The organism is Devosia riboflavina (genome assembly GCF_000743575.1).
GTDB lineage: Bacteria > Pseudomonadota > Alphaproteobacteria > Rhizobiales > Devosiaceae > Devosia > Devosia riboflavina.
Genome location: NZ_JQGC01000084.1, coordinates 1 through 804 on the forward strand (window position 1 = coordinate 1; position 804 = coordinate 804).

The 804-nt window shown below is 55.2% G+C and carries 1 protein-coding gene and 1 pseudogene; both read right to left on the bottom strand.

The window, feature by feature from the left end; genetic code table 11:
- Positions 1–181 (bottom strand): DUF2948 family protein (locus tag JP75_RS24800; RefSeq protein ID WP_035087973.1); only part of this gene is annotated, 181 nt, incomplete at its 3' end.
- A 125-nt stretch (positions 182–306) separates the two neighbouring features.
- Positions 307–804, bottom strand: a pseudogene (locus JP75_RS24805) (GNAT family N-acetyltransferase); the annotation flags it as partial.

The following is an 804-nucleotide window of genomic DNA, read 5'->3' on the forward strand; positions in this document are numbered from 1 at the left end:
TGCGCACGCCCTTGTTGCGCACGGTGCCCTCTTCCCAGTCATAGCGGTTCATGAGCATCGCGAAACGCTTGTCGGCCTGAGCATAGCCCATATCGCCAACGCGCACGACCGCATCCTGGGTGTGGGCGGAGATTACCGCGAGATCGTCACTATCAAGCGCCAGCAGCTTGAGATCGGCCATGTCGTTCCTGATTCCGAAGGGTGGACGGGTAACGGTAATCTGGTGATTGGGGTTCGATCTACAAGAAGTTGGGGGGCGAGGCTAGGGCATTGGGGGGAAGACTGTGGAGCCAATCACTTGTTCGTTCATACGATGAACCCGAACGAGCCCAATCCTAAAACAGATGTCTGTTGGGCTGGTTGGAGACCTTTGATGGACTGAGGCGGTCGACCTGTGAAGATACTGCTGCTCGTGAGAGCAGCAAGCGACAGCGGAGGCTCCATATGCGCGGCGAGAAGGAAATTAATTACTTTGACGGGATTGGTTGCCGTTGCGGCTAAGTGCCTTAACTGTGCGTCTGTGTAGACAGATCGGCCGCCCGCTAGTTGGCGCAACTCTTCCGTGGATCGCGCAAGCTTCATCTCCTCAAACACGCCGACGGTCGTGATTGCCTGAGAGGGCTGCGTCTCAGATTTGCCCTTATAAAAGAAAAGCAACGCACCTGGCTGGGAGATATTCGCAGGCGCTCTGCAGAGATAAACCTTACGAATGGTATTGCCAGGCCTGTGCGACATGTCGCCGAACAGACTCAGCTGGTCCCGATTCACCAGTTCTGGAAAGAGGATTTCATGAAATTCCTCTTG